The organism is Paenarthrobacter sp. 4246 (genome assembly GCF_040546855.1).
Taxonomy (GTDB): domain Bacteria; phylum Actinomycetota; class Actinomycetes; order Actinomycetales; family Micrococcaceae; genus Arthrobacter.
On record NZ_JBEPOP010000021.1, the window covers coordinates 1 to 1,133 of the forward strand.

1 rRNA gene is annotated in these 1,133 nt (G+C 53.1%); it reads left to right on the forward strand.

Annotated elements, in window-relative coordinates:
- Positions 1-1,039 (forward strand): 23S ribosomal RNA (locus ABIE35_RS21165); the annotation flags it as partial.
- Between the last annotated feature and the right edge of the window lie 94 nt (positions 1,040-1,133).

Genomic DNA, 1,133 nt, shown 5'->3' on the forward strand with positions numbered 1-1,133 from the left:
TGTGGCGAAGCTGAGAATTTAAGCCCCAGTAAACGGCGGTGGTAACTATAACCATCCTAAGGTAGCGAAATTCCTTGTCGGGTAAGTTCCGACCTGCACGAATGGAGTAACGACTTCCCCGCTGTCTCAACCATAAACTCGGCGAAATTGCAGTACGAGTAAAGATGCTCGTTACGCGCAGCAGGACGGAAAGACCCCGAGACCTTTACTATAGTTTGGTATTGGTGTTCGGAGTGGCTTGTGTAGGATAGGTGGGAGACGTTGAAACCCGGACGCCAGTTCGGGTGGAGTCATCGTTGAAATACCACTCTGGTCACTTTGGACATCTAACTTCGGCCCGTGATCCGGGTCAGGGACAGTGCCTGATGGGTAGTTTAACTGGGGCGGTTGCCTCCTAAAAAGTAACGGAGGCGCCCAAAGGTTCCCTCAGCCTGGTTGGCAATCAGGTGTCGAGTGTAAGTGCACAAGGGAGCTTGACTGTGAGAGAGACATCTCAAGCAGGGACGAAAGTCGGGACTAGTGATCCGGCGGTACATTGTGGAATGGCCGTCGCTCAACGGATAAAAGGTACCTCGGGGATAACAGGCTGATCTTGCCCAAGAGTCCATATCGACGGCATGGTTTGGCACCTCGATGTCGGCTCGTCGCATCCTGGGGCTGGAGTAGGTCCCAAGGGTTGGGCTGTTCGCCCATTAAAGCGGTACGCGAGCTGGGTTTAGAACGTCGTGAGACAGTTCGGTCCCTATCCGCTGCGCGCGCAGGAAATTTGAGAAGGGCTGTCCTTAGTACGAGAGGACCGGGACGGACGAACCTCTGGTGTGTCAGTTGTACTGCCAAGTGCATCGCTGATTAGCTACGTTCGGATGGGATAACCGCTGAAAGCATCTAAGCGGGAAGCTCGCTTCAAGATGAGATTTCCATACACAGTCATGTGTGAGAGGCCCCCAGCCAGACCACTGGGTTGATAGGCCGGATGTGGAAGCGAGGACTAAAGACTCGTGAAGCTGACCGGTACTAATAGGCCAACAACTTACACCACACAACACACTGCACGCGTCCACTATGTGGTTCCCGAACAACAACACCGTTCCAGGAACCAACACAACAAAATAACAACACCACAGTTGTAACCA